This is a genomic window from Mycobacterium sp. NPDC050441 (genome assembly GCF_040655355.1).
Taxonomy (GTDB): Bacteria; Actinomycetota; Actinomycetes; order Mycobacteriales; family Mycobacteriaceae; genus Mycobacterium.
On the sequence record NZ_JBFAJS010000002.1, the window covers coordinates 114,174 to 138,453 of the forward strand.

25 protein-coding genes are annotated in these 24,280 nt (G+C 65.6%); 20 read left to right on the plus strand and 5 right to left on the minus strand.

Features of this window, described 5'->3' with window-relative positions:
- Positions 1-612 carry a class I SAM-dependent methyltransferase gene (locus tag AB0I14_RS05560; RefSeq protein ID WP_358017146.1) on the minus strand — a complete coding sequence of 204 codons (612 nt, stop codon included), beginning with the start codon at positions 610-612 and terminating at the stop codon, positions 1-3.
- A 46-nt stretch (positions 613-658) separates the two neighbouring features.
- On the opposite strand from AB0I14_RS05560, the gene AB0I14_RS05565 reads away from it, so the two are divergent.
- Positions 659-1,120, plus strand: a complete 462-nt coding sequence (locus AB0I14_RS05565) for a MerR family transcriptional regulator (RefSeq protein WP_358017149.1) — start codon at positions 659-661, stop codon at positions 1,118-1,120.
- A 6-nt stretch (positions 1,121-1,126) separates the two neighbouring features.
- Here the strand turns inward: AB0I14_RS05565 and AB0I14_RS05570 are convergent, their stop codons facing one another.
- Positions 1,127-1,876: an enoyl-CoA hydratase gene (locus tag AB0I14_RS05570; protein WP_358017152.1), complete on the minus strand. Its 750-nt coding sequence runs from the start codon at positions 1,874-1,876 to the stop codon at positions 1,127-1,129.
- 86 nt (positions 1,877-1,962) lie between these two features.
- Between AB0I14_RS05570 and AB0I14_RS05575 the strand changes: the two genes are divergently transcribed.
- Both AB0I14_RS05575 and AB0I14_RS05580 read left to right on the plus strand, forming a co-directional pair.
- The gene (locus AB0I14_RS05575; RefSeq protein ID WP_358017155.1) at positions 1,963-2,229 is read left to right on the plus strand and encodes a DUF2277 domain-containing protein; all 267 of its coding nucleotides are present in this window, start codon (positions 1,963-1,965) and stop codon (positions 2,227-2,229) included.
- Positions 2,226-2,777, plus strand: a complete 552-nt coding sequence (locus AB0I14_RS05580; RefSeq protein ID WP_358017158.1) for a DUF1802 family protein — start codon at positions 2,226-2,228, stop codon at positions 2,775-2,777. Before AB0I14_RS05575 ends, AB0I14_RS05580 begins: the two co-directional genes overlap by 4 nt.
- Here AB0I14_RS05580 and AB0I14_RS05585 read toward each other — a convergent pair.
- Both AB0I14_RS05585 and AB0I14_RS05590 read right to left on the minus strand, forming a co-directional pair.
- The gene (locus AB0I14_RS05585; protein ID WP_358017161.1) at positions 2,766-4,409 is read right to left on the minus strand and encodes a CocE/NonD family hydrolase; all 1,644 of its coding nucleotides are present in this window, start codon (positions 4,407-4,409) and stop codon (positions 2,766-2,768) included. The two genes, AB0I14_RS05580 and AB0I14_RS05585, sit on opposite strands and share 12 nt — an antisense overlap.
- Positions 4,410-4,458: 49 nt before the next feature.
- A complete protein-coding gene (locus tag AB0I14_RS05590; RefSeq protein ID WP_358017164.1) occupies positions 4,459-5,055 on the minus strand; it encodes a DUF3558 domain-containing protein in 597 nt (198 codons plus the stop codon).
- Between the two features lie 161 nt (positions 5,056-5,216).
- Here AB0I14_RS05590 and AB0I14_RS05595 point away from each other — a divergent pair, with 161 nt between their 5' ends.
- Genes AB0I14_RS05595 through truB form a run of 3 tightly spaced genes read left to right on the plus strand, consistent with a single transcriptional unit; the run spans position 5,217 to position 7,731 of the window.
- Positions 5,217-6,176, plus strand: coding sequence for a metallophosphoesterase (locus tag AB0I14_RS05595; protein WP_358017167.1), 960 nt, complete (start codon positions 5,217-5,219; stop codon positions 6,174-6,176).
- Complete coding sequence (locus AB0I14_RS05600) at positions 6,173-6,847, plus strand: 4'-phosphopantetheinyl transferase (RefSeq protein ID WP_358017170.1); 675 nt, start codon at positions 6,173-6,175, stop codon at positions 6,845-6,847. Before AB0I14_RS05595 ends, AB0I14_RS05600 begins: the two co-directional genes overlap by 4 nt.
- Complete coding sequence (gene truB, locus AB0I14_RS05605; protein WP_358017173.1) at positions 6,844-7,731, plus strand: tRNA pseudouridine(55) synthase TruB; 888 nt, start codon at positions 6,844-6,846, stop codon at positions 7,729-7,731. Before AB0I14_RS05600 ends, truB begins: the two co-directional genes overlap by 4 nt.
- A gap of 24 nt (positions 7,732-7,755) precedes the next feature.
- Here the strand turns inward: truB and AB0I14_RS05610 are convergent, their stop codons facing one another.
- Complete coding sequence (locus AB0I14_RS05610; protein ID WP_358017176.1) at positions 7,756-8,379, minus strand: TetR/AcrR family transcriptional regulator; 624 nt, start codon at positions 8,377-8,379, stop codon at positions 7,756-7,758.
- Between the two features lie 136 nt (positions 8,380-8,515).
- Here AB0I14_RS05610 and AB0I14_RS05615 point away from each other — a divergent pair, with 136 nt between their 5' ends.
- From AB0I14_RS05615 to AB0I14_RS05680, 14 genes are all read left to right on the plus strand, one after another.
- Positions 8,516-9,430 carry a diiron oxygenase gene (locus tag AB0I14_RS05615; RefSeq protein WP_358017179.1) on the plus strand — a complete coding sequence of 305 codons (915 nt, stop codon included), beginning with the start codon at positions 8,516-8,518 and terminating at the stop codon, positions 9,428-9,430.
- Positions 9,430-11,226 (plus strand): NAD(P)-binding domain-containing protein, encoded by a 1,797-nt coding sequence (locus AB0I14_RS05620; RefSeq protein WP_358017182.1) that lies wholly within the window; start codon positions 9,430-9,432, stop codon positions 11,224-11,226. Before AB0I14_RS05615 ends, AB0I14_RS05620 begins: the two co-directional genes overlap by 1 nt.
- The gene (locus AB0I14_RS05625; protein ID WP_358017185.1) at positions 11,219-12,034 is read left to right on the plus strand and encodes an SDR family NAD(P)-dependent oxidoreductase; all 816 of its coding nucleotides are present in this window, start codon (positions 11,219-11,221) and stop codon (positions 12,032-12,034) included. The genes AB0I14_RS05620 and AB0I14_RS05625 overlap by 8 nt, the downstream gene beginning before the upstream one ends.
- 30 nt (positions 12,035-12,064) lie before the next feature.
- A complete protein-coding gene (locus tag AB0I14_RS05630) occupies positions 12,065-13,504 on the plus strand; it encodes an FAD-dependent oxidoreductase (protein ID WP_358017188.1) in 1,440 nt (479 codons plus the stop codon).
- Positions 13,505-13,509: 5 nt separating this feature from the next.
- Complete coding sequence (locus AB0I14_RS05635) at positions 13,510-15,183, plus strand: GMC family oxidoreductase (protein WP_358017192.1); 1,674 nt, start codon at positions 13,510-13,512, stop codon at positions 15,181-15,183.
- Positions 15,184-15,293: 110 nt separating this feature from the next.
- Positions 15,294-15,935, plus strand: a complete 642-nt coding sequence (locus tag AB0I14_RS05640; protein ID WP_358017195.1) for a TetR/AcrR family transcriptional regulator — start codon at positions 15,294-15,296, stop codon at positions 15,933-15,935.
- A 142-nt stretch (positions 15,936-16,077) separates the two neighbouring features.
- Entirely contained in the window at positions 16,078-17,283 is a 1,206-nt protein-coding gene (locus AB0I14_RS05645) for a lipid-transfer protein (RefSeq protein WP_358017198.1), read from the plus strand.
- A 32-nt stretch (positions 17,284-17,315) separates the two neighbouring features.
- Positions 17,316-17,756, plus strand: coding sequence for an SRPBCC family protein (locus AB0I14_RS05650; protein ID WP_358017201.1), 441 nt, complete (start codon positions 17,316-17,318; stop codon positions 17,754-17,756).
- The gene (locus AB0I14_RS05655; protein WP_358017204.1) at positions 17,753-18,643 is read left to right on the plus strand and encodes a MaoC/PaaZ C-terminal domain-containing protein; all 891 of its coding nucleotides are present in this window, start codon (positions 17,753-17,755) and stop codon (positions 18,641-18,643) included. The genes AB0I14_RS05650 and AB0I14_RS05655 overlap by 4 nt, the downstream gene beginning before the upstream one ends.
- 3 nt (positions 18,644-18,646) lie before the next feature.
- A complete protein-coding gene (locus tag AB0I14_RS05660; protein WP_358017207.1) occupies positions 18,647-19,519 on the plus strand; it encodes an SDR family oxidoreductase in 873 nt (290 codons plus the stop codon).
- Positions 19,516-20,757: an acyl-CoA dehydrogenase family protein gene (locus AB0I14_RS05665; protein WP_358017210.1), complete on the plus strand. Its 1,242-nt coding sequence runs from the start codon at positions 19,516-19,518 to the stop codon at positions 20,755-20,757. Before AB0I14_RS05660 ends, AB0I14_RS05665 begins: the two co-directional genes overlap by 4 nt.
- Entirely contained in the window at positions 20,754-21,590 is an 837-nt protein-coding gene (locus tag AB0I14_RS05670; RefSeq protein ID WP_358017213.1) for an alpha/beta fold hydrolase, read from the plus strand. Before AB0I14_RS05665 ends, AB0I14_RS05670 begins: the two co-directional genes overlap by 4 nt.
- Positions 21,587-23,194, plus strand: coding sequence for an acyl-CoA synthetase (locus AB0I14_RS05675; RefSeq protein WP_358017216.1), 1,608 nt, complete (start codon positions 21,587-21,589; stop codon positions 23,192-23,194). The genes AB0I14_RS05670 and AB0I14_RS05675 overlap by 4 nt, the downstream gene beginning before the upstream one ends.
- Positions 23,121-24,278 carry a CaiB/BaiF CoA-transferase family protein gene (locus AB0I14_RS05680; protein WP_358017219.1) on the plus strand — a complete coding sequence of 386 codons (1,158 nt, stop codon included), beginning with the start codon at positions 23,121-23,123 and terminating at the stop codon, positions 24,276-24,278. Before AB0I14_RS05675 ends, AB0I14_RS05680 begins: the two co-directional genes overlap by 74 nt.
- Positions 24,279-24,280: the final 2 nt, after the last annotated feature.

Below are 24,280 nucleotides of genomic sequence, written 5' to 3' on the forward strand. Positions count from 1 at the left end.
TCACCGTCGGATACCGCAGACCACCCAGACGGCACCCTTGCCACTGCCACGCCCGGTCACGGAAACGTCGTCGAATCCGGCAACGCGACACAACGCACCGAACGACTCGGCCTGTTCATCCGTCCAGCCGTGACTGGACAATCCGGTGGCGTCGTCAGGTGATCGACGCTCGATCGCGATCAGGCGTCCGCCCGGCACCAGCACCCGGTGTGCCTCGGTAACCGCCACCTCGACATCCTGCCAATGGTGCACAGTCGCCAGCGCCCACACCACCGTCGCGGAACCGTCCGCAACGGGTAGCGCTTCGGCGGTCCCCACGCTCCAGGTGATGGGTGCGCGTTTGGATGTGACCATCCGCGCGAGCCGGAGCATGGACGACGCGGGGTCGACGCCGGTCACCCGCGCCCCGCGGCGGGCGGCCACCCGCGCGGCAGTGCCCGGTCCGCAACCCACATCCACGACATGGTCTGCCGACGAGATCTGCGCGATATCGGCGGCCAACCTGGCCTTCGCCCGGCCCACCACCAGGAAGACCAACCCGCACAACATCCCGGTGACACCCGAGAAGCCGGGGTGGTCGGCATGGTGATTGATCGCACGTTCGGCGTTCATGGGGTAGACCTTGCCGGTTCAAGGTGGGTTGAAGTCAAATGGCGGCATGGACGACGTGATCCCGATCGGCGAGGCCGCCGCGCGGCTGCAGATGAGCCCGTCGGCGTTGCGGTACTACGACGAACGTGGGCTGGTGTCCCCGCGGCTGCGGCGAGCCGGCAAGCGGATGTACGGACCCGAGGAGCTTCGACGGCTCGCGTTGCTCAAGATTGTGAACCGGTTGGGTCTTCCGCTGGACACCGCGGCTGCAGTGCTGGACGCGCCGAGTGAGCAGTGGCGCCAGACGGTGCGCGAGCAGATCGCCGCGCTGGATCGGGTGATCGCGCAAGCGCAAGGGGCGCAACAGTTTCTGACCCATGCTCTGCGTTGCCCGAAAGACCATCCCGCGCGCGAATGCGCCACGATGATCGGTGCGCTGGACCGGCTCGTTGACGGGATGAGCGTCGAGGAACTTGCCACCGACGAGTCCGGAACGGGGTGGTCCGCCATCCCGGGCCCAGGAACGTAGGCGACGTCAGCGCACCTGCGCGCGTCCCCGCTCGATCACGGCGCTGCGGTTGGCGGCGATGTCGTCACCGGAGGCCGTTGCCATCCACTCGCGCGCCGAGGCCGCTTCGATCCACAGGCCCTGATCGGTCTGGGACGCGTCGATGCGGTGATACGAGGCGAGTAGGGCCCGGACGGCGGCCTGATTGTTGGCGACGATCGAAGCCGCCACCCGCCGGGCGGCGGGCAGCAGCTCGTCGTGGGGGACGACCTCGGTGACCAGGCCGGCGCGCAGCGCCTCGGCGGCCGAGAGGTAGTCGCCGGTGAGGCTCATCCGCCGGGCCAGACCCACGCCGACCTTCTGCGGCAGCCGCACGCTCAGGCCCCACGTCGGCAGCAGACCGACCCGCGCGTGGGTGTCGGCGAACCTGGCCTGCTCAGAGGCGATCAGGATGTCGCAGTAAAGCGCCAATTCCAGGCCCCCGGTGACCGCGGCACCGTTGATGGCCCCGATCACCGGCTTGGTCATGGCAGGCCATTTGGGGGAGATGTCGGGAAGGTCCGAGCGCTCTCCCAGTTCTTTGAGGTCCAGACCCGCGCAGAACACCGGATCTGCCCCGGTGAGAATGACGACGTCGACATCGTCATCGGCCTGCGCGGTGCGCAGCGCACCGTAGAACTCCGTGCGCAGCTGTGCCGAGAGCGCGTTGCGCGACTTGGGCCGATTCAGGGTCAGGGTGCGAACCCGGTCGGTGGTGTCGACGAGCAGTACGGTCATTTTGGCTCCTCGCGCGAGCGCTCGTCAGCGGGGTCGGTCATCCGCTCACGGTAGCCGTCCTGCTCAACACGCCTATCGTGGGTGTCATGTGCCGCAACATCACCGAGCTGCGGGGGCTGCAGCCCTCCGCCACCGACGAAGAAATCGAGGCCGCGGCGCGCCAGTACGTGCGCAAGGTCAGCGGAATCACCCGTCCGACCGGGGCCAATATCGAGGCATTCGAGGCTGCCGTCGCCGAAGTCACGGAAACCACCACTCGGCTGCTCGACGGGCTGGCCCCGCGTCGTCAGCCGCCCAAGACCGTTCCGCCACTGCGGCGCCCAGAGGTCCGGGCCCGCCTGGCCGCGCAGTGACGCAGACCCCTGCGCTGAAGGAGTGGAGCGCGGCCGTACACGCTCTGCTCGACGGCCGCCAGACCGTGCTGCTGCGCAAGGGCGGCATCCATGAGAAGCGATTCTCGGTGGCGGCACCGGAGTTCGTGTTGTTCCCCACGATTGCGCACAGCCACGCCGAACGGGTGCGCCCCGAACATCACGACCTGCTCGCTGCCGCGGCCGCCGACAGCACCGAAGACGCCGTGATCATCAGGGCCGTGGCGAAAGTTGTTGCGGCCGTGGAGGTCAACCGTCCTGAAGCGATCGAAGGCCTCGCCGACCTGCACATCTGGACCGCCGGATCAGTGCGGACCGACCGGCTCGATTTTCGCCCCAAACACCGGCTGACCGTCGTGATCGTCCAGGCGGCTCCGTTGCGCACGCCGATCCAGCTGGCCCGCACGCCCGAATTTGCCGGGTGCAAGAGCTGGGTCGACTTGCAGGTGCAGGCGGACTGGGGCCCGCCGGTGCATGACGATGCGACGCTGCACGACGTCGCCGAGCGGGTCCGAACCTCAGTCGGCTGACGGCGGCGTCGGGCCGGCCGGCAGCAGCACCCGGGACACCCCTCCCTGACCGTGATGCACGGTGTGGGTCGCCCGCACCAGCTGGGACCCGGAGACCGGTGGCTCGCCGGTGCCCAGGTTACGGGCGAAGCGTGGATGTGAGCCGCCGGCGATCAGCACCCGGATCCGTGACCCGGCTCTGAAGCGGTGCGCGACGGCATCGAGCTCGAGCCGAACCGGCCCGGTGCGGCCGTTCAATCGGCGGAATCCATCGGATACGTTGCGGGACCGGCCTTTTGCGTCCACCTCACTGATCCGGACGAAGATGTCGTGATGCGGGTTGTCGCAGCTGTGGGCCAGCTCCACGACGGGACTGCCCGCCAGGTACAGGTCGGCCGGCAGCGGGTCGCCGGTGAACGTCAGCACATCGCTGCGCCGGGCCAGTCGGGTGTCGTCGCGGTAGCCGCCGCTGGCGGCCAAAAGCCGGCCGCCGACGGTCGGGGTGGGATCGGCTGGGTGATAGGTGAATGACGACGGCGGCGCAGTGTCCGACGGCGCGACAGCGGCCAGTCGCCCAGTCGGTTGCAGGAACAACTCGTGCTCCGGCATGACCGGCGGCCAGTCGGCCAGCTCCACCCAGCCGTGCCCGTTGGCATGAATGCGTACCGTGCTGCGGGCGGTCTCGCCCTGGTCGGCCAGATGGGTGCCCAGCCAGTCCAGCGATTCGCTGACCACGGTGGTCAGCCCCTTGGTCATCATCTGGGTGTGGGTCCACGGTCCGACCGTCAACGCCACCGGGACGCCGCGTCGGTGCAGCTGTTCGTATTGCTCCAGGGTCTGGTCCAGGAACAGGTCCTGCCACCCACTGAGCAACAGGATCGGCACCTCGGCCTGCTGCAGTGCCTCGTCGAACCGCAGCAGGTCCCAGAACGGATCGTCGCGTTCGGGGTGGTCCAGCCAGGATTCGTACCACGGGGCGCCGGCGCCCAGCAGCTCGCGGCCGGCTGCACCCATCGGCAGGCAGGCGGTCGCCTTGGCGAGCTCGGCGGGCCCGCGCAGCTGCCGGGACAGGGCCTGCATCACGCCGGGCTCCTCCTGGCGGGCCATCATCGCGCTCCACCCGAGGAAGTCGTTGAGGGAGAACGAACCGGTGCCCCAGGATGATGCACTGAAGTCGTGCGGGCCGACCGTGATGACGGCGGCCTTCATCTCCGGCGGCGGATCGGCCAGCAGCGCCCACTGGGTGAAGCCGAGATAGGACAGGCCCACGGTGGCGAACGAGCCGGTGAACCACGGCTGGTCCCGAAGCCAGGCCACGGTGTCGGCGCCGTCGGCCATTTCGTGGACCATCGGGGTGAACTGGCCGCCCGAGCCGAACGTGCCGCGCACACTCTGCAACACCACGTGATAGCCGCGTGCCGCATACACCTGCGCGAACAGCGGCGAGAACGGGAAGCGACGGCCGTACGGTCCGCGCACCAGCAGGGTGCCCGCGGGTCGGTCGGTGACGGGTGCGTAGTGGTCGGCGATCAGCTCGACGCCGTCGCGCATCGGCACTCGCAGCCCGTGCTGCACGGAGAAGTCGGTCGTGTGCGGCGGTAACCCCAGAACCCTACTGACGGCCTTGCCGGCATACCGGCGCAATGTGCTCACGCGACCAGGCTACGGATCGCCCGCCACATTCCTCGTCACCCGATGTGGCTCAGAATTTGTAGTACGGCGCGAGTTCGTGGGCCCGCTGCAGGTTGATCTGCAGGCAGTCCGGCCGGTCCGGGGAGTGGACCGGCGAGTAGAACACCGACTGCTGGATGACGCCGTAGCTGGTCTTGAACGCGATCATGCAGGTGACCCACCACCGGTCGTTCCAGTCGGTGGGCTTCATGATCCAGTACTGGGCGGCCCGGTGACCGTCTACGTCCAGCTCGACCGCATCGGCGGGGATGGTCTGCTCGTAGGTGCGCCAGACGAACGCCTCGACGGCCATCTGATAGTCGCCGGCGTCGTAGTGGCAGCGCAGGCTGTCCTCGGGCTCCGGCGGGGTGAAGGCCAGGCCGAGCCGCTGGACCGCATCGAACGGGATGTCATTGCACGGATCGAAGGGCGAAGGGTCCGTGGTCTCGATGACAGGCCACTTGATCGTCGTTGACACGTTGGTCATCGGGAGATCAGTGACATCGAGTTGGAGCGGGCCGGCGGCCGCGCCCTGGGTCGGGCTCGACGGCCACACCACGATCACCGCCGCGACGAGCGCCGCAACCAGTCCTGTCGAAGCCGACAGTAGGCGCAACTTGGCAGCCATCACACTCCCTCGTAGTTTGGTGGCAAAACGTTCCCCGGCTTGCGGGGAGTGTAGCGGTCCGTCGCGACGGACTCGACCATAAACGAGAACCTGTTCTAGTTGTCAACGGCCCGCGGTAGCGCCGCCCGGTTAGGCTGGTCCGTTGTGGTGGTGCAACTGTGATGATTGATCACGAGTCGAGGGACCGGCAGCCGATTCTGTGGGCGATCAGCGATCTGCATACCGGGCACAACGGGAACAAGCCGGTCACCGAGTCGTTGTATCCGGCCTCGCCGGACGATTGGCTGATCGTCGCGGGTGATGTGGGTGAGCGCACCGATGAGATCCGATGGGCGCTGGACCTGCTGCGCAAGCGGTTCGCGAAGGTCATCTGGGTTCCGGGCAACCACGAACTGTGGACCACCAACAAGGACCCGATGCAGATCTTCGGCCGGTCGCGCTACGACTATCTGGTCGACATGTGCGACCAGATGGGTGTCATCACCCCCGAGCATCCGTTCCCGGTGTGGACCGAACAGGGCGGTCCGGCGACGATCGTGCCGATGTTCCTGCTCTACGACTACACGTTCCTGCCCGAGGGAGCCTCGACCAAGGCCGAGGGGCTGGCCATCGCCAGGGAACGCAACGTCGTCGGCACGGACGAGTTCCTGCTGTCCAGTGAGCCCTATGCGACCCGCGACGCCTGGTGTCGCGACCGGGTGGCGGCCACCCGCAAGCGGCTCGAGGACCTGGACTGGATGAACCCGACGGTGTTGGTGAACCACTTCCCGATGGTCCGCGAACCCTGCGATGCGATGTTCTACCCGGAGTTCTCGCTGTGGTGCGGCACGACCGCCACCAGGGACTGGCACACCCGGTACAACGCGATCTGCTCGGTGTACGGCCACCTGCACATTCCGCGGACCACCTGGTACGACGACGTGCGCTTCGAGGAGGTTTCGGTCGGCTATCCGCGGGAGTGGCGCCGCCGCAAGCCCTTCCGCTGGCTGCGCCAGATCCTGCCCGACCCCAACTACACACCCGGCTATCTCAACGAGTTCGGCGGGCATTTCCAGATCACAGAAGAGATGCGGGCCCACGCGCAGAAGATGCAGGAGCGGATCAAGGCGAGGCGCGCATGAGCGGCACGTTGCTGGGGCAGGTGCTGCCGGAGATGCCGGACAACCTCGCCGCGGCCGAAATGTATGACGACCCGCCGGGTTTGACGGCACTGCCGGAGGAGGCGGAGCTGGTGGCCCGGGCGGTGGCCAAGCGGCGCAACGAGTTCACCACGGTGCGGTACTGCGCCCGCCAGGCGTTGGGTGAACTGGGCGTGGGCCCGGTCCCGATCCTCAAGGGGGACAAGGGCGAGCCGTGCTGGCCTGACGGCATCGTGGGCAGCCTGACCCACTGTCAGGGCTTCCGCGGTGCGGTGGTCGGCCGCGTCGGCGGTGTCCGCTCCGTCGGCATCGACGCCGAACCGCACGACGTGCTGCCCGACGGGGTGCTGGGCGCGATCTCCCTGCCGTTGGAGCGCTCCGAACTCGCCGGCCTGCCCGCCGGTCTGCACTGGGACCGAATCCTGTTCTGCGCCAAGGAGGCCACTTACAAGGCGTGGTATCCGCTGACACACCGCTGGCTCGGGTTCGAGGATGCCCACATCACGTTCGGGGTGGACGGAACGGGTGCGGCCGGAACATTCCGATCCCAGATACTCATCGATCCGGCCGCCGAACACGGCCCCCCGCTGACCGCACTGGACGGCCGCTGGTCGGTGCGTGACGGGGTGACGTTGACGGCGATCGTGCTGTGAGCGGTCCAGAAGCCGGCCTGGTGATCGTCGACAAGCCGGCGGGGATGACCAGTCACGACGTGGTGGGGCGGTGCCGTCGGCTTTTCGCCACCCGCAAGGTCGGTCATGCCGGCACGCTGGACCCGATGGCGACCGGGGTGCTGGTGATCGGGATCGAACGCGCCACGAAGATCCTCGGTCTGCTCACCGCCACCGACAAGTCCTATTCCGCGACCATCCGGCTCGGCCAGACCACCACCACAGAAGACGCCGAAGGTGAAGTGCTGCAGTCGGTCTCGGCTGCCCACGTCACCGATGAGCAGATCGAGTCCGCCGTTGCCGCGTTGCGTGGTGACATCGAGCAGGTGCCCTCGGCGGTCAGCGCCATCAAGGTCGGCGGTCAGCGGGCCTACAAGCTGGCCCGCGAAGGGCAGACCGTCGAGTTGGCCGCCCGGCCCGTTCGGATCGGCCGGTTCGAGGTGCTCGCGGTCCGGCGGGTGGACGACTTCGTGGATGTGGACGTCGAGGTGGACTGTTCGTCGGGCACCTACATCCGGGCGCTGGCCCGCGATGTGGGCACCGCCCTGGGAGTGGGCGGTCACCTGACCGCGCTGCGGCGCACCCGGGTGGGCCGATACGGCCTCGACGAGGCCCGCACCCTGGACGACCTTGCCGAGGAAGCACGGCTGAGCTACTCGCTCGACGAGGCTTGTCTGGTCGGGTTTGCGCGCCGCGACCTGACCGAGGCGGAAACCGAGGACACCCGGCACGGCCGGGCGTTGGCCCCGGCCGGGATCGACGGGATCTATGCCGCCACCGCCGCGGATGGTCGGGTGATCGCTCTGTTGGAAGACGGTCCCAAGCGCACCAAGAATGTCGTGGTCCTGCGTCCGGCGACGTTGTAGCGACTGCCCGGAAAGGCGACCGGCTTACTTTCCACTGTCGCGCAAGTGATTCCTGACCGGGATCAGGAAGTCGCGGGCGTAGTTCTCAGGCCCGTCTGGATCGTCGAGGCCCAGCACGCTCGACGGGATCAGGATCAAGGTGTGAAAGGCGCGCGCCACATGTTCGGCGAAGCGCTCGCGCTGTTCAGGGGGTAGCTCGTCGCTCGGGGTGAAGGACATCACGAAGGTCCGTCCCAGGTTGAGCGCATAGCTGTCTTTGGCGATGACATACGGAACGAACAGCTCCGGATTCAACGTCAGGATCGGTGATACGGCGGGGTGGCCGCTCAGCAGTCGGTAGGCCCGCGCGAAGCCGTGGATGAGGCGTTCCTCGGGGTCCTCGTACTTTTCGACGGTCGTTTGGACCTCGGCGAAGAAGTTCTCCAACTCGGTCTTCACGACTGCGTCGATCAGGGCGTCGCGGCGCGGAAAGTGCTTGTACAGCGTGGCTCGTCCGACGTGCGCGCGCCGAGCGACCTCGTCCATGGACAGTTTCCGGAGGCCGGTTTCGGCGGCCCAGGAGATCACTGATTCGAGGATGCGAGTGCGGGCGCTCGGCTTTTTGGCGCGACCTGCCACGGCGGCAACGACACCCGACGTGGACCTCATGTGGTGGAAGCGTAGTCGAACGCTCCAAAAAGTAGACAAAAAGACAAAAACAATCTACTTTTACCGCCACGTGGCCGACCGCTCCGGGACGAGGGCGCAGCTCGGCCGTCGCCGGCAATCCCTCAGGAGGATGACGATGACCGCGGAACCCATGATTGATCGAGCCGCCAATGCGGCGCAGCGCGAGGATGTGGCGGAACGCCTGATCGGTGGTTCGCTGCGGCGTTCGTACAACTCGCTGCTGGACGTGGACTGGGATGCTCCCCAGGACCCGGACCTGTTCTACATGCCGCCCGAGACGATCTCGCTCTACGGAACTCCCTTGTGGGACACGATGTCTCATCGCGAGCGTGTGGAGCTGTCGCGGCAAGAAGTCGCGAACACTCTGTCCCGTGCCGTGTGGTTCGAGAACACACTGAACCAGGGTCTACTCCGCGCGATGCTGCATCAGGACCCGACCTCGCGGCACGTGCACTACTCGCTCACCGAGATCGGCGACGAGACCCGGCACATGATCATGTTCAGCAAGGCGGTGTCCGCGATCGGCGCGCTGCCCTACCGGTTGTCAATGATCGAGGCGATGACGGTACAGCTGTTCCCGTTCTTCTATCGCGGGCTGATGCTGTGGGTGGCTGCCTTGTCCGGTGAGGAGTTCATCGACGATGTTCAGCGCAAGTACTGCCGGCATCCCGAGCTGCAGCCGATCATCGCGCAGGTGATGCGGATCCACGTCACCGAAGAGGCCCGGCACATCCGTTATGCGCGCGAGGGAGTACGCCGGCGCATTCAGCGCGCGCCGTGGTGGGAGCGCCAGTTCGCCGCCACCGTGAACGGGGCAGCGGGATTCATCCTGCGACGCCTCACCTATGACAAGCGGGTTTACGAACGCTGCGGCCTCGACGTCAAAGAGGCCATGCGTCAGGCGCGCGCCAACGAGGCGGTCAACGCCCGTAAGCGTGAGGGCTTCGAGAGCTACTACCGCTTCATGAACGACAACGGCCTGATCAACCCGGTGTCGCGGTATCTGTGGAAACGGTTCGGGTTCCTGTGATGGCGACTGAACCCACCTACCACGTCGTCGTAATCGGCGCGGGATTCGCCGGCCTGTGTGCCGCGATCACGTTGCGGCAGAACGGTATCGACAACTTTGTGGTCCTTGAGAAGGGCGACGACGTCGGCGGCACCTGGCGGGAGAACACCTACCCCGGCGCCGCCTGCGACGTCATGTCGCACATGTACTCGTTCTCGTTCGCCCCGAAAACGGATTGGACGCGTGGGTATGCGCGTCAGCCCGAGATTCTGGACTACCTGCGCGACGTGACCGGGTCCCATGATCTGCGGCGCAGCATCCGTTTTGGCGCCGAGGTCGTTTCGGAGGTCTTCGACGACGACACCGATCAGTGGACCGTCACCACCGCCGGCGGAGAGTCGTTCACCGCCGGCGTTGTCATCGCCGGCACGGGACCGCTGCACATCCCGAACATCCCGGCGCTTCCGGGCGCCGATGAGTTCGAGGGTGCGACGTTTCACTCCGCACGCTGGGACCACTCGCTGGACCTGACCGGAAAACGCGTCGCCGTCATCGGGACCGGGGCGTCGGCAGTGCAGTTCATCCCGCGCGTGGCCGAGCAGGCGGCGCACGTGGACGTGTTCCAACGCACTCCCAGTTGGGTTCTGCCCAAGCTCGACCGGCCGATAACGCGGCTCGAGCGAGGTGCCTACCGCGTCATTCCGGGTCTGCGCAGACTGATGCGCGCCGGAATCTACCTCAGCCACGAGGCGCTCATCGGGGTCTTCCTGCAACCGAAGTACATGCCGATCGTCAGGTCATTGGCCAAAGCGCATCTGCGCCAGCAGGTTCGCGACTCGCAGCTGCGGGCGCAGCTGACGCCGGACTACGAAATCGGCTGCAAGCGAATGGTCATGGACAACCAGTTCTATCCGGCCCTGCAACGCGCCAACGTGTCCTTGGTGACCCAGCCGATCGCGGCGGTGACATCGTCGGGGATCCGCACGGCAGACGGTGTCGACCATGCAGTCGACGTCATCATCTACGGCACTGGATTCAAGGTCACCGACAAGTACCTCGACCAGACCCTCGTGGGCGCCGGCGGGACGACCGTCCAGCAGCTGTGGCGCAATGGGCCGCAGGCCTATCTGGGTATGGCTACGCACGGCCTGCCGAACTACTTCATCCTGATGGGCCCGAACACCGGGGTCGGCAATCAGTCGATCGTGTTCATGATCGAGGCCCAGGCCCGCTACATCGCGGCGGTCCTGCGGGCGATGCGTGCGTACGAAGCGACGCGTGTCGAGGTGAAATCACATGTGCAGCGACAGTTCAACCGGAAGCTGCAACGGGCGTCACAAGGGACGGTGTGGACGTCCGGAGGGTGCCGCAGCTGGTACCTCGACGGCGAAGGGGTGAACCGGGCGATCTGGCCCGGCTCCACACTTTCGTACTGGCGGACCACCCGCGCGGCCAACCTCGGCGACTTCGAATACACCCGCAGCGAGGACCGCGAGAACGACTACGCCTATCACGGCCCCGCGCAACTGATCGACGAGAACGGTGGCGAATACACCGTCCGGGCGCACATCATCGCCCACTACGAACCCTTGGACAATACGGTGCACTGGTCAGGGCGGCTGGAACCGTCGGCCGACCTGATTCGGCTGCACCAGAACCTGAATCAACCCGTGCACCTTCGTATCCCCGGTGAGGACGCAGTGCCTGCGATGCTGACGGACAACGACCCGTGGGGTGGCAGTCAGATCGTCGGCCAAGGAGCATCGCCGTACCCGATCTACGACGCCGCAGATATCGAGGCGGCGTTCGATGCGTGAGTACTGCGGAAAGACGGTTGTCATCACCGGCGCCGGCGGCGGGATCGGCGCAGCGATGGCCGACGAATTTACCTCTCGTGGAGCCCATCTTGCCCTGTCGGATATCGACGGCGTCAGCCTCGACGAGACGGTGCGGCGATGCGCGGCGCGCGGTGCGACGGTCGCCGGTGAGGTGCTCGATGTGGCTGATCGTGACGCGATCTACGACTACGCCAGTCACGTTGCGGCGAAATTCGGTGAGATTCACGTGGTGGTGAACAACGCCGGTGTGGCCGTGCACGGACCCGTGATCGAAACCGCTGACGACGACCTGGAATGGATCATGCGGATCAACTTCTGGGGTGTCGTACACGGCAGTAGGGCGTTTCTGCCGCACCTGATCGCCTCGGGCGATGGGCAATTGGCGAACGTCTCCAGTATTTTCGGACTCGTCGCCGCACCCAAGGACGCGGCCTACAACGCCTCCAAGTTCGCCGTTCGGGGGTTCACCGAATCCCTGCGCCAAGAACTTCGACTGAGCGGAGCACCGGTAGCGGTGAGCTGCGTGATGCCCGGCGGAATCAAGACCGGTATCGCACGGTCGGCCAGGGTTGCCGGTGACGACCCGGACAGCGTGCAGAAGCTCTTCGACCGGGTCGCCATGACCTCACCCGACAAGGCAGCCCGCATCATCATCAACGGCCTGCGCCGGGACCAGGCACGCATTCTCGTCGGGCCCGACGCCCACGCCATCGCAGTGCTTCCCCGCGTGTTCGGCGCTCAGTACGGCCTTCTAGTTGAATCCGCAGCACGCATGCTCGGCGCGTGATTCGGTTTCTCAATTCTCCCAAGGATTCTCGTGGCATACGTCATCACCCAAAACTGTTGTAACGACGCGTCGTGCGTGGCGGCCTGCCCGGTCGGGTGCATTCACCCGTCGCCGGACGAGCCAGGTTTCGCCGCCGCTGAGATGCTGTACATCGATCCCGATACGTGCATCGACTGCGGTGCGTGCGCGGATGCCTGCCCGGTCGACGCGATCCGTCCCCGTACCAGACTCAGCGTCGCTCATGAGCGCTATCGGGAGATCAACGCTGACTACTATCGGCGCCACCCGGCGCCGCCCACGTTCAAGCGAGCCACTACACCGCGCCCACTGGTCACCCAGCCATTGCGGGTGGCCATTGTGGGATCGGGCCCGGCCGGCCTCTACAGTGCGGAGGCCTTGCTGCATCACCCAGGTGTGCGAGTGGACATGTTCGATCGACTCCCGTTTCCGCATGGTCTGGTGCGCTACGGAGTGGCGCCCGATCACCCGGCAACCAAAGCGGTCGTCGATCAGTTCGATTTCTCTCCGGAAAAGCGGCGACGCTTCGACCTGCACCTCGGTATCGAGATCGGCACCGACCTCTCGCACGCCGAACTGCAGCAGCGGTACTCAGCCGTCATCTACGCCACCGGAGCGTTTCACCCGCGTCTGCTCGACATCCCTGGTGCCCAGCTGCCGGGTTCTGCACCCGCCGCGGCCTTCGTCGGCTGGTACAACGATCACCCCGACCATCGTGACCTCAGCCCCGACCTGTCCGGTGACCGGGCCGTCATCGTCGGAAACGGCAACGTCGCCCTCGACATGGCCCGGATCCTGAGCGTCGATCCCGAAACCCTGCGCAACACGGGAATCGCCCGGCGTGCACTGAGTGCGTTGCACGACAGCATGATTCGCGAGGTTGTCATCATCGGCCGGCGCGGACCGCAGGACGCTGCCTTCACGGTTCCCGAGCTGTTGGCTCTGACACACATTCCGGACATAGATGTCGTTGTCGATCCCGCTGATCTGTCGCACGGTCCGGCATCGAGTTCAAAGGCGGGGCTGCTGAACGAGATCGCCCACACGCCTGCCAGAGAGGCCCGCACCCGCATCGTCTTCCAGTTCAACTCCACACCCACGGCGATCCGGGGCGGTCAGCGCGTCAGCGGACTGCAACTGCACATGGCGGCCGGCTCGCACCGTGAGATCGAAGCCGGCCTTGTCTTGCACTCCATCGGTTTTCAGGGTAGGGCGATACCCGGCGTCCCCTTCGATGATCACCGACACACGATTCCGCACCATCAAGGACGTGTCCTCGACACCGCCACGGGGCAGCCGATGCCCGGCGTCTACACCGTCGGATGGATCAAGCGCGGCCCCACCGGTGTGATCGGCACCAACCGCACCTGCGCCGAGGAAACGGTGTCTGCGCTCCTCGACGATGTCGGCGCCGGGAGGCTCACCGCACCCAGTCTCCAACCCGCAATTTGATGCATATGGATGAGTTCGATTACGACGTCCTCGTCATCGGTTCTGGCTTCGGCGGCAGTGTTGCGGCCCTTCGCTTGACCGAGAAGGACTACCGCGTGGGTGTGATCGAAGCCGGACGGCGGTGGGATCGGGAGGATCTGTCGAAGACCAATTGGAATGTCCGGAAGTCGATTTGGGCACCGCGCCTCGGCTGGACGGGACCGCAGCGGATCACGCTGTTGGGTAAGTGCATGGTGGCTAGCGGCGCGGCCGTCGGCGGGGGATCGATCGTTTACGGAAACACCTTGTACGAGCCGTTGCCAGACTTCTACACCGACGAAGCGTGGGGGCACATCACCGACTGGCGTGCGGAACTCGCGCCGTACTACGACCAGGCCAAACGCATGCTCGGCGTTGCCGCGAACCCTCGAACCACATCAGCCGATGAAATCCTGCTGGACGTCGCGACCGACCTGGGTGTGGCCGACACGTTCCATACGACGAACGTCGGAGTGTTCTTCAACGAGGGCAGTGAAGGGCAGCCGGTCGATGATCCCTACTTTGGTGGTGTGGGTCCGCAACGGGCGGGCTGTACCCACTGTGCTCGGTGCTTCACCGGCTGTCCGCACAACGCGAAGAACACGACGACCCGCAATTACCTGTACTTGGCCGAACAGGCTGGGGCACAGGTTATCCCGTTGACAACCGCGACGGCGGTCCGGCCACTTGCGGGTGGCGGCTATGCGGTCGACACGCGCCGCTCGACCGGTGTGATCGGACGGGACAAGCGGACGTTGACCGCCCGCCAGGTGGTTCTCGCCGCTGCCGCGCTGGGGACCCAGAAACTCCTGCACACGATGCGCGACAACGGGACCCTGCCCCATTTGTCTCCTCGTCTCGGTGAGCTGAGCCGTAGCAACTCCGAGGCCGTGCTCGGCGCACGGAGTCGCACCCGCACGGACTTCGCCAGCGGGGTGGCCATCACTTCGTCGATCCACCCTGAACCCAACACCCATGTCGAGGTATGTCGCTATGGCAAGGGCCAGAATGCGATCACCGTTCTGACGGTTCCGCTCATCGATGGTGGCCCATACCGTCTGCTGCGTTTCCTCCTCGCTGCGGCACGACGGCCGCTGGTGTTCCTACGCACCCAGAACGCACGCCGAGCATCCGAGAAAGCGGTGGTCCTGCTCGTGATGCAGTCGCTGGACAACTCGCTGACGTCATACCTTCGTAGAGGTCGGCTGACCACCAGACAGGGCGGCGGTGACCCCAACCCGGAGTGGATTCCGTTGGCCCACGACATCGCCCGTCGTTTCGCCGACAAGATCGAGGGCGACCCAGAAGGCGGGGTCAACGACGTCGTGAACATCCCGACCACCGCACACTACATCGGCGGATGCGTCATCGGCATGTCGGCTGACGAGGGTGTGGTCGACCCGTACCAGCGGGTATTCGGCCACCCCGGATTGCATATCGCCGATGGATCGGCGATCACTGCCAATCTCGGCGTCAACCCGTCACTTACCATCACAGCGCAGGCCGAGCGGGCAATGGCATTCTGGCCCAACAAAGGTGAGTCGGATCCACGACCCGGCCTCGGCAAGCCCTACCAGCCGCTCCCACCCGTACCACCACGAATGCCGGTCGTACCGTCACATGCGCGGGGCGCGCTGAGATTGACGGTCACTCCTGCCTGACGCCCGGCGCGCAGCGATGGCGGTGGTGTGTCGCTCGCCGACGGACCTTTACATACCAATTGGAATGGTTTCAGCCATGGATTGGTGGTCGGGGCACGTACGATGCAATCGTGACTGCGGGTGTGGACAGGCCGGCCAGGCGGCGTACGCAGGCCGAACGGAGCGCTGCGATGCGCACCCGCCTGCTGGACGCCACAGTGGAATGCCTGGTCACGTACGGTTACGCGGGAACCACCACCCAACGGGTTGCCGAGGTTGCCGGCGTCACACGCGGCGCCCAAGTTCACCATTTCAGGTCCAAGGAAGACCTCGTGGTGGCGGCGATCGAGCACTTGGCTGAGCAGCGTGCCCAGGCCGCGGTCCGCGATCTCGGCCGGGTCGCGGCGAGCCCGGACGCAGCCTCGATGATTCTCGACTATCTGTGGGAATCGCATCAGGGCCCGGTGTTCGTTGCGACACTTGAGCTCTGGGTGGCAGCGCGCACTGACGAAGTGTTGGCGGCACAGATCGAACGCGTCGAACCGATCGTCACCGGTGCACTGGTCGGTGCGCTTGCGCAACTGGTCCCGGGCCGGGCCGCGCAGAAGGAACTGCGCGATCTGGCGTATACGGCCATGGATGCGCTGCGGGGGATTCTGCTGTCGAGCTTCGCCGATCGCGATCCCAAGCGGGCCAGGAAACGGTGGGACCGGGTGTGTGTTCACCTGCGCCGCATGCTCTCCGACACGTTGGCTTCCGAAATCTCGCCCTAGCTCTGGCGTCTGGTAGCCAACTCGGCCCTGAAGGGGCTGATTCGCAGCAATTCGTTGGTCGTTGTGTGGGATGCCCTGGTCTCTTGTAAAGATACAAACAGGTTGGTATGTTTCTGGCACACGCACAGAAGGAGAGGGTTCGATGCCCAACAAGGTGTATGTGATCGGTGTCGGGATGACGAAGTTCGAGAAGCCTGGCGCGCGGGTCAATGACGACGGGTCTCCATGGGACTACCCGGACATGGCGCGCGAGTCGGGTTCAAAGGCGCTGGCGGACGCGGGGATTGACTACCGCGAGGTTCAAGAGGCCTATGTCGGTTACGTCTACGGCGAGTCGACATCGGGGCAGCGCGCCGTCTACGAACTCGGCATGACCGGTATACCGGTCGTCAACGTGAACAACAACTGCTCGACCGGGTCCACCGCGCTCTACCTGGCGGCACGCGCGGTGCGCAGCGGTATGGCTGACTGCGCGCTGGCGCTGGGTTTCGAGAAGATGCAACCGGGATCGCTCGGCTCAACATATGACGACCGGGAACAGCCGATGGCCAAGCACTTCCTCGCACTCGCCGAGATCTCCGAGGTGCTGTTCCCTCCCGCGCCATGGATGTTCGGGGCCGCAGGCCGCGAACACATGAAGCAATACGGCTCCACCGCAGACCATTTCGCGAAGATCGGCCACAAGAATCACAAGCACTCGGTCAACAATCCGTATGCCCAGTTCCAGGACGAGTACAGCCTCGAGGACATCCTCGGTTCGCGGACGATCTACGACCCGCTGACCAAACTGCAGTGCTCACCGACCTCGGACGGGTCCGGAGCCGCGATCCTGGCCAGTGAAAAGTTCGTCGACAAGCACGGCCTGTCCGCCCAGGCCGTGGAGATCGTCGGACAGGCGATGACCACCGATTTCGAGAACAGCTTCGATGACACCTGTAAGGCGTTGATCGGGCACCACATGAATGTCGCTGCCGCCCGGCAGGTTTACGACGAGTCCGGCCTGGGGCCCGACGATTTTCAGGTCATCGAGCTGCACGACTGCTTCAGTGCCAACGAGTTGCTGCTGTATGAGGCGCTGGGCCTGTGCGCCGAGGGGGAGGCCGCGAAATTGATCGACAACGGCGACACCACCTACGGCGGTCGGTGGGTGGTCAATCCGTCCGGCGGGCTCATCTCGAAGGGGCACCCCCTCGGAGCCACCGGCCTGGCGCAATGCGCCGAACTCACCTGGCAACTGCGCGGCAAGGCCGACAAACGTCAGGTGGACAACGTCACCGCCGCTTTGCAGCACAACATCGGACTGGGCGGGGCCGCCGTGGTAACCGCGTACCAGCGGGCCGACCGGTAACTGACCGAACACACATAAAAGGAGTAGCAACTATGGGACACATCGAAGCAACCCGCGAGCTCACCGCCGGCCCCGATGCGCTGTGGGCGACCGTTTCGGATCCGCAGACGTGGGACAAGTGGTTCACGGTCCACGACAAGTGGCTGGAGGAGCCGCCGGCGACGTTGACCGAAGGCGCCCGGCTCACCGCCAAGATCGTCATGCTGGGTATGGCGAACAAGATCGAATGGACCATCGAATCTGTTGACGCGCCCCACAGCCTGGTGCTGGGCGGGACCGGAATGGCCGGAGTCAAGGCGAAGTTCGCGTTCACGATCGACCCGATCGAGACCGGATCCCGGTTCACCGTGACCGGCGATTTCGAAGGTGCACTGGTCAAGGGGGCGCTGGCCAAGGCTGTGGAGAAGGACGGCGTCAAGCAACTCGACAAGAGCCTGGACGCGCTCGACGCGCTGGCCTCGGCGTCGGCATGACCGCGGCCAAGCACTCCGCGGCCGACGAAGAACTCCGGTTCGACGACAGCGGGCTGAACACCTGGACCGACGAGGAGCGGTTCGAGGTCACCCGGGAACGGCTCGCCGAATACGCCGCGGCCACCAACGATCCCATCCCGCAACACCGATCGGGTGACATCGCCCCTCCGGTGTTCGCCATCGTGCCGGTCTTCGAGGCGCTCCTGGTGCCTGCCGTCGACGTGCTGCCGGTGGAACTCATCCCTCGCGTCGTGCACGGTGAACAGGACTTCCATTTCCACCGGCCGATCCGGCCCGGGGACAAGCTGGTGTCCCGCGGCAAGATGATCGGCTACGAAGGACTGGAGAACGGCACCCGGGCGGCGATCTACCTCGAATGCCGCACCGAAGACGGCGAACTGGTCAACGAACAGTATGTCACCACCTTCGTGCGGGGCTTCGATGCCGGCAAGACGATGGGGGAGTTGAGCCCGTCGCACCGGTTCGACGAGGCACTGCGTATCGGTGCCCCGGTGGCGACCGTGATCCAGCATGTCGACGATGACCAGACGTTCCGGTACAGCCCCGCTTCGGGCGACCCCATGCCGATCCACCTCGACGAGGAGGTGGCTCGCGATGCCGGTCTCCCCGGAATCATCGCGCACGGCCTGTGCACCATGGCGTTCACGTCGTGGGCCGTGCTCACCGAGGTCGCAGGGTCGGATGCCAACCGGCTCAAGCGGTTTGCCGTGCGGTTTTCCAAGATGGTCCTCCCTGGCGACGACCTCGAGACCCGCATCTGGCGTAGAGGGACGTCCGAGGGGGTCACGACGTACGCATTCGAAACCGCCAGAGGATCCGATTTCGTCATCACCGACGGCCTGGCCGAAATAACCGAGGAGGCATAACAGATGGGTGCATTGGAAGGGCGCGTCGCGGTGATCACCGGCGCCGGCCGCGGGATCGGGCGGGAACACGCCCTGCTGTTCGCATCGGAAGGGGCCAGCGTCGTCGTCAACGATCTGGGCGGCAGCAACGCCGGCGAGGGCACAGACACCGGGCCGGCCCACGAGGTGGTGGCCGAGATCCAGGCGGCCGGCGGCAAGGCCGTGGCCAACACCGCGAACGTCGCCACCTGGGACGGGGCGAAATCATTGGTCCAACAGGCGATTGACGAATTCGGCCGTCTCGACGTCGTGGTCAACAACGCCGGGATCCTGCGGGACGGGTTCATCCCGACGATGGATGAGGCCGACTGGGACGCGGTGATCGCAGTTCACCTCAAGGGACACTTCTCGGTCCTGCGTCATGCGGCTGAGTACTGGAAAACGCAGTCGAAGTCAGGTGAACAACCCATCGCGTCGGTGATCAACACCGCGTCGGGCTCCGGTACCACGATTCCCAATGCGGGACAGGCAAACTACGGTTCGGCCAAGGCCGCGATCGCCGCGCTGACCCTGGTCGCTGCCGATGAGCTGGAGCGCTACGGCGTACGGGTCAATGCCATCGCGCCGATCGCGCGGACCCGGCTCACTCTGGCCACCCCGGGGATGGGGGCGCTGATGGCCGAACCCGAGGACGAGGGAGAGGCCGACCTGTTCAGTCCGGCCAACATCTCGCCGCTGGTCGCCTACCTGGCCACAGAGAAGTGCCCGATCACCGGACGGGTGTACGCGGTGCAGGGCGGGGCGATTTCGCAACTGGCCGGCTGGCATGACGTCGAGACCATCGAGACCGACGGACTGTGGCAGATCGACGATATCGCCGGGCGGTTGCCGTCATGATCGAGTGGTCCGACACCGACATCATCATGCGCGATACGGTGCGCGAGTTCATCGACAAGGAGATCCGCCCGCATCTCGACGGGCTGGAGAGCGGTGAGCTGTCGCCATACCCGTTCGCCCGCAAGCTGTTCAGTGAGTTCGGTCTCGACGTCATGGCCGCCGAGGCCGTCAAGACCATGCTCGATAAGGAGCGCGAACGCGGATCCGGGGAGCGTCAGCAGACCTCCGGCGGCATCGGCGGTCTCGGCGAACAGGCATCGATGGCCGCGGTCATGGTCTCAGAGTTGGCCGGGGTCAGTATCGGGCTGCTGAGCACGATCGGGGTCAGTCTGGGGCTGGGTGCGGCGACGATCATGAGTCGCGGCACCTTGGCGCAGAAGGAGCGCTGGCTGCCGGAGCTGATGACGCTGGACAAGATCGCGGCGTGGGCGATCACCGAGCCCGATGCCGGCTCGGATGCCTTCGGCGGCATGAAGACCTACGTCAAGCGTGACGGCACGGATTACATCCTGAACGGGCAGAAGACCTTCATCACCAACGGCCCCTACGCCGACGTGCTCATCGTCTACGCCAAGCTGGACGAGGGAGACACGGCAGTGGACCGGCGGGACCGCCCCGTGCTCACCTTCGTCCTGGAATCCGGGATGCCCGGCCTGACCCAGGGCAAACCGTTCAAGAAGATGGGCATGATGTCCTCGCCCACGGGTGAGTTGTTCTTCGACAACGTGCGGATCAGCCCCGATCGGTTGTTGGGGGAGACCGAATCCCACTCCGGCGGCGACGGACGTGACAGTGCGCGGGCGAATTTCGCCGCGGAACGAGTCGGGGTGGCATTGATGTCGCTGGGCATCATCAATGAGTGTCATCGGCTTTGCCTGGACTATGCGAAAACCCGCACTCTCTGGGGTAAGAGGATCGCCGAGTTCCAGTTGATCCAGCTGAAGCTGGCCAAGATGGAAATCGCCCGGATCAACGTGCAGAACATGGTGTTCCAGACGCTGGAACGGCTGAAGACGGGCTCGCTTCCGACGCTTTCGGAAGCCTCGGCGATCAAGCTCTATTCCTCGGCGGCGGCGACCGAGGTGGCCATGGATGCCGTGCAGTTGTTCGGTGGCAACGGCTATATGGCCGAGTACCGGGTAGAGCAACTCGCCCGGGATGCCAAATCGCTGATGATCTACGCGGGCAGTAACGAGGTGCAGGTGACGCACATCGCGAAGGGACTGCTCGCGGGATGATCGCTGAGAGCCCCGTGACCGTCGGTGAGGTCCGCACTCGCATGTTGTCGGTGACCGGTATCGGGACCCCGGTGGTGCTGCTACACGGTTACGCCGACAGTGCCGACACCTGGCGTGGGGTTCTCACCCGCCTGGAAGCGATGGGACGCAGCGCGTTCGCGGTCGATCTGCCCGGCTTCGGTCGGGCAGATCGGCGCCGTCCCGGCCCATTGCTGCCGCAGTTCGATGCGTTCGCCGACGCGATCCTCGCTGACCGCGGACCTGCGATTCTGGTCGGGAACTCGCTTGGTGCGGCAACCGCGGTGCGCGCGGCCACCCGTAACCCCGACGCGGTTCACGGGTTGGTGGCGCTTGACGATCCGCTCAACGCGCGGCACTGGTTGGCCCGCGTCGCCAGGTCGCGGGACGTCCCGGTCCGGTTCTGGAGCGGCGTAGGCCGTATTCCGGTACCACGTCACGCAGTCCGCTGGATGGCGAGGCAGGGTGTGGCGCGGGTGCTGTACGGCACCCGTGCCACACCGGCCGACCCAGTGGTGATGGCTCACTGGACGACGATCTTCGACAGCCAGGCGTCGGTGGCCGCCCTCGGTCGCTATGCGTTCCAGTATGCCCGAGAGACCGCGGGTGGGCACCGCGATATCCGCGTCTGTTGTCCCACCGTGGTCGTGCACGGCGCGCGCGATCGCATCATCCCTGTCAATGCGAGTCGGATTCTGCACCAACAGATTCCAGGAAGTGAGCTCGTCGTGCTGTCCCGGTCCGGGCACTGCCCGCAACTCGACGATCCCGACACCGTGGTTCGGCTCATCACAGGGATCGGAGGGGCCGCATGATGGGTGCGTTGTGTCAGCTGCGCGACGTCGTGGCGGCCGCGCTCGTTCTGCACCGCCGCGGCCTGGTCGACCTGGGCAATCCCGTCGAGGCCATCCGCGCCTCTCGCGCCGTACGCAGGTACGGGTCATTCGGCGGCCTCATCACTCACGCCGCCTCGCGCTACGGTGACGCGACCGCGCTTGTCGACGAAGCCGGAACGCTGAGCTTCCGTGATCTCGAACGAACGTCGAATGCGTTGGCCCGTGGATTGTCCCGCAAGGGAATAACCGCGGGTACGGTGATCGGTGTCCTCGAACGCAATCACCGGGGACTGATGCTTGCGCTGGCTGCAGCGGGCAAGATCGGTGCCAGGGCGGTACTGCTCAACACCGGATTCGCCGGGCCGCAGCTGGCTGATGTCTGTGCGCGGGAGAATGTTTCGGCGGTTGTCGCCGATGAGGAGTTCGCCGGGCTGCTCGCCGTGTTGCCGACGGGTATTGAGCGCATCGTCGGATGGGCTGATGAGGCAACGGCGCTGCCGACGCTGGATACCATCGCGAGGGACGAGTGGACCGATCCGGTGCCCGCACCGAGCAGGCTCGGTGGAATGGTGTTGTTGACGAGCGGGACCACCGGCACTCCCAAAGGCGCTCCCCGCGACAAGATCAGCCCCCTGCAGTCAGCCCAACTCCTCGACAGGATCCCGTGGCCGGCGAACAGCACCTACTGTGTGGCCGCGCCGATGTTCCACGCCACCGGTTTGGCGACCTGCTCGCTGGGACTTGTACTGGGCAACGGCGTCGTGTTGGCCCGCCGGTTCGAGCCCGAGGACACACTTGCGTCGATCGACAGCCACCGGGCGAGTGCGCTCATCGTCGTGCCGACGATGTTGCAGCGCATTCTCGACCTGGGTCCCGATGTGCTCGCCCGCTATGACACCTCCTCTCTGGAGGTGGTGTTCGCTGCCGGCTCGGCCCTTTCGCCGGACCTCTGCCGGCGTACTGCCGAGGCTTTCGGTGATGTCCTCTACAACCTCTACGGGTCGACCGAGGTAGCTGTCGCCGCGGTCGCCACCCCGGGCGAGCTGCGCGCCGCGCCCGGCACCGTGGGGCGGCCGCCGGTCGGGTGCACCCTGGCCGCCTACGACGACCGACGCCGCCGGATCACCGAACCTGGGCGCAGTGGAACGCTTTTCGTATCGAGTGGATTGAGTTTCGCGGGTTACACCGACGGTGGTCACAAGGAGATCGTCGATGGGCTGTTGTCGTCGGGGGACACCGGGCATTTCACCGCCGATGGGCTGTGGTTCGTCGACGGCCGTGACGACGACATGATCGTCTCCGGCGGCGAGAATGTCTTCCCGCTCGAAGTCGAGAACCTGCTCGCCGACCACCCGGCGGTGGTCGAATCGTGTGTTCTCGGCGTGGACGACGATGACTTCGGAAAGCGGTTGCGGGCCTTCGTGGTGACCGCCCCAAACGCGGTTCTCGATGCCGATGACATCAGAACTTACGTGCGTGCGCATTTGGCCCGGCACAAGGTGCCACGGGATGTCGTCTTTGTTCCGAAGCTGCCGCGTAACGAGACCGGCAAAGTCCTCAAAGCGCATCTGGCGCGACGTTAGAAGGGAAGTAATGGGTCCATTGCATGGAATTCGTGTCCTCGAGTTGGCAGGTTTGGCACCCGTGCCATTCGCCGGAATGTTGCTCGCCGATCTGGGCGCGGATGTTGTTCGGATCGATCCGGTCGGCGGTTCCAGGCCTGCGCCGCCACCCGGGCCGCTCGATCGGGGCAAGTCCAGCCTCGAAGTCGACCTGAAATGCGATGCCGGCCGTGGACTCGTATGCGAGCTCGCGAACAAGGCCGACGTGTTCATCGAAGGATTTCGTCCCGGTGTGACCGAACGACTCGGTATCGGTCCGGATGACCTGTGCTCCGCCAATGGTCGGCTTGTCTACGGGCGCCTTACCGGCTGGGGGCAAGACGGACCGTTGGCCGCGCGAGTTGGGCACGACATCAACTACATCGCTCTGAGCGGTGCACTTCACATCATCGGCAGGCAGGATGGCGCTCCGGTGCCTCCCGCCAACCTGGTTGGCGATTTCGCCGGTGGTGGAATGCTTTTGGCGGTCGGTGTCATGGCTGCACTCATGGAACGTGTGCAAAGCGGCGCCGGCCAGATCGTCGATGCGGCGATGGTTGACGGCGCCAGTTTGCTGACCACCTTCATCCACGGCCTCTACGAGGCTCAGATGTGGAACCCTCAGCGGGGGACGAACATCGTTGATGGTGGCGCCGCGTATTACGACACCTACAAGACAGCCGACGACCGATACGTCGCGGTGGGTGCGGTGGAGCCTGCTTTCTTCGAGAACCTCACCGCCACCCTCGATCTGGACGATCTCGACATCGATTTCCAGCTCGATCCGAGATCGTGGCCGCGGTGGCGCGCGGCGCTTGCCGAGAAGTTCGCGACCAAGTCGCGTGACGAATGGGCTCGGGTCTTCGCGGACGTTGACGCGTGCGTGGCGCCAGTGCTGTCGCCGTGGGAAGCTCACCAGCATCCCCACCACGTCGCCAGAGACGCGTTCGTTGAGGTTGATGGTGTGCGCCAACCGGCTCCCGCGCCCAGATTCAGTCGGAGTTGCGTGGCGGCACCTGTGCCGCTCGAGGTTCTGTCGATGGCGGCTGCCCGAGAGAGATGGTGAGG

Coding starts and splice junctions, on each gene's coding strand:
- AB0I14_RS05560 (WP_358017146.1), bottom strand. CDS start 612: ATGAACGCCGAACGTGCGATCAATCACCATGCCGACCACCCCGGCTTC.
- AB0I14_RS05565 (WP_358017149.1), top strand. CDS start 659: ATGGACGACGTGATCCCGATCGGCGAGGCCGCCGCGCGGCTGCAGATG.
- AB0I14_RS05570 (WP_358017152.1), bottom strand. CDS start 1,876: ATGACCGTACTGCTCGTCGACACCACCGACCGGGTTCGCACCCTGACC.
- AB0I14_RS05575 (WP_358017155.1), top strand. CDS start 1,963: ATGTGCCGCAACATCACCGAGCTGCGGGGGCTGCAGCCCTCCGCCACC.
- AB0I14_RS05590 (WP_358017164.1), bottom strand. CDS start 5,055: ATGGCTGCCAAGTTGCGCCTACTGTCGGCTTCGACAGGACTGGTTGCG.
- AB0I14_RS05595 (WP_358017167.1), top strand. CDS start 5,217: ATGATTGATCACGAGTCGAGGGACCGGCAGCCGATTCTGTGGGCGATC.
- AB0I14_RS05600 (WP_358017170.1), top strand. CDS start 6,173: ATGAGCGGCACGTTGCTGGGGCAGGTGCTGCCGGAGATGCCGGACAAC.
- AB0I14_RS05610 (WP_358017176.1), bottom strand. CDS start 8,379: ATGAGGTCCACGTCGGGTGTCGTTGCCGCCGTGGCAGGTCGCGCCAAA.
- AB0I14_RS05615 (WP_358017179.1), top strand. CDS start 8,516: ATGACCGCGGAACCCATGATTGATCGAGCCGCCAATGCGGCGCAGCGC.
- AB0I14_RS05620 (WP_358017182.1), top strand. CDS start 9,430: ATGGCGACTGAACCCACCTACCACGTCGTCGTAATCGGCGCGGGATTC.
- AB0I14_RS05625 (WP_358017185.1), top strand. CDS start 11,219: ATGCGTGAGTACTGCGGAAAGACGGTTGTCATCACCGGCGCCGGCGGC.
- AB0I14_RS05635 (WP_358017192.1), top strand. CDS start 13,510: ATGGATGAGTTCGATTACGACGTCCTCGTCATCGGTTCTGGCTTCGGC.
- AB0I14_RS05645 (WP_358017198.1), top strand. CDS start 16,078: ATGCCCAACAAGGTGTATGTGATCGGTGTCGGGATGACGAAGTTCGAG.
- AB0I14_RS05650 (WP_358017201.1), top strand. CDS start 17,316: ATGGGACACATCGAAGCAACCCGCGAGCTCACCGCCGGCCCCGATGCG.
- AB0I14_RS05655 (WP_358017204.1), top strand. CDS start 17,753: ATGACCGCGGCCAAGCACTCCGCGGCCGACGAAGAACTCCGGTTCGAC.
- AB0I14_RS05660 (WP_358017207.1), top strand. CDS start 18,647: ATGGGTGCATTGGAAGGGCGCGTCGCGGTGATCACCGGCGCCGGCCGC.
- AB0I14_RS05665 (WP_358017210.1), top strand. CDS start 19,516: ATGATCGAGTGGTCCGACACCGACATCATCATGCGCGATACGGTGCGC.
- AB0I14_RS05670 (WP_358017213.1), top strand. CDS start 20,754: ATGATCGCTGAGAGCCCCGTGACCGTCGGTGAGGTCCGCACTCGCATG.
- AB0I14_RS05675 (WP_358017216.1), top strand. CDS start 21,587: ATGATGGGTGCGTTGTGTCAGCTGCGCGACGTCGTGGCGGCCGCGCTC.
- AB0I14_RS05680 (WP_358017219.1), top strand. CDS start 23,121: ATGTCGTCTTTGTTCCGAAGCTGCCGCGTAACGAGACCGGCAAAGTCC.